Source organism: Streptomyces sp. NPDC101166 (assembly GCF_044768125.1).
GTDB lineage: Bacteria > Actinomycetota > Actinomycetes > Streptomycetales > Streptomycetaceae > Streptomyces.
Window position 1 is genome coordinate 1 of the sequence record NZ_JBIWPF010000183.1, and the last position, 1246, is coordinate 1246.

The following is a 1246-nucleotide window of genomic DNA, read 5'->3' on the forward strand; positions in this document are numbered from 1 at the left end:
CTCTACCCGTTTCCGATACGCGGCCGGTGTCGCGCCGACGATCCAGGCGGCCTCCTCCGAGTTCACCTCGAACACATCGGAGAGCACATACGCGACTCGTTCGTCGCGACCCAGGCATTGCAGCATCGCCTGACTGCAGTTGAGGCGGACCTCGTGGGTGAGCAGCGTGGCCTCCGGACCGCGATAGTCCTCCTCCGCCAAGCCGTCCCGCAGTCCCTCACCGAACTCGTCCAGGCTGAGCTGCCGCTGCTCCTGCGGCGTCTGCCGCTTCAGATTCAGCAGATAGTTGACGCCGATGCGGTACGCCCAGGTGGTGAGCTTGGCCTCGCCGCGCCAGCTCGCCAGATTGCCGACCGCGCGCAACAGGATCTCCTGGGTGGCGTCCTCGGCGTCGGCGGGCCGCCACACCATGCGCAGCGCCAGCCGGTAGATCGGATCCTGCAGCAGCCGAACCACATCCGCGACAGCGGCGCGCTCACCGCCGACGGCCCGCGCGACGAGATCGCGCTCGTCGATCTCCGATCCGGTCTCCATACCGCCAGCATAGGGACCGGGTCCGACATCGCGGGGCCGTCAGGCCGGCGCCACTCAGGCGACGGCGGGCGCGGTGAGCAGGGCGTGCTTGCGCAGCCAGTCGGCAACCGCCAGGCCGATCGCGTCGGGCTGATCCTCCGGGCAGTGGTGCCCGGCCGGGCCGATGTTCGCGAGCTCGGCGGACGCGAAGGTGCGCACCGCCCACTCCATCGCCTCCGGCGAACCCAGGCCGACCCCGTCCTCGACGTGCATGAGCAGCTTGGGCACCTCCGGGCTGGCCGCCATCCAGGCGTCGTAGTTCTCGATGATGGCGACCACGTCGGCGGGCTCGCCGTCGAGCGGGAACTCCCTGGGCCACACCAGCATCGGCTTGCGCGACTCCGGCGTCGGGTACGGCGCGCGGTAGGCGTCGAGCGCCTCCGGGGTGAGGGTGCGGGTGGAGGCGGGCAGGTTGAACTCGATGAACATATTGCGTTCCAGCACCATCTCCTCGCCCTCGGGGGAACGGAAGCGGCGGAACAGTTCCGCGCCCTGCGGCGGCATGTCCGACCAGTTCATGGGGCGCAGGAAGGTCTCCACCACGGCGATGCCGCGCACCCGTTCGGGATGGCGTGCGGCCCAGTCCATTCCGAGCGCGCCGCCCCAGTCGTGGCCGACGATGACGACCTGGTCCAGGCCCAGGGCCTCGAACCAGGCGTCCAGGTAGCGGGCG

General features: G+C 70.2%; 2 protein-coding genes. Both read right to left on the reverse strand.

Translation table 11 applies throughout. From position 1 onward, the window contains the following. On the reverse strand, window positions 1-534 hold a 534-nt coding region (locus ACIRS4_RS37540; RefSeq protein WP_404204657.1), incomplete at its 3' end, for an RNA polymerase sigma factor. Window positions 535-588: 54 nt separating this feature from the next. Next, on the reverse strand, window positions 589-1246 hold a 658-nt coding region (locus tag ACIRS4_RS37545; protein ID WP_404204659.1), incomplete at its 5' end, for a haloalkane dehalogenase.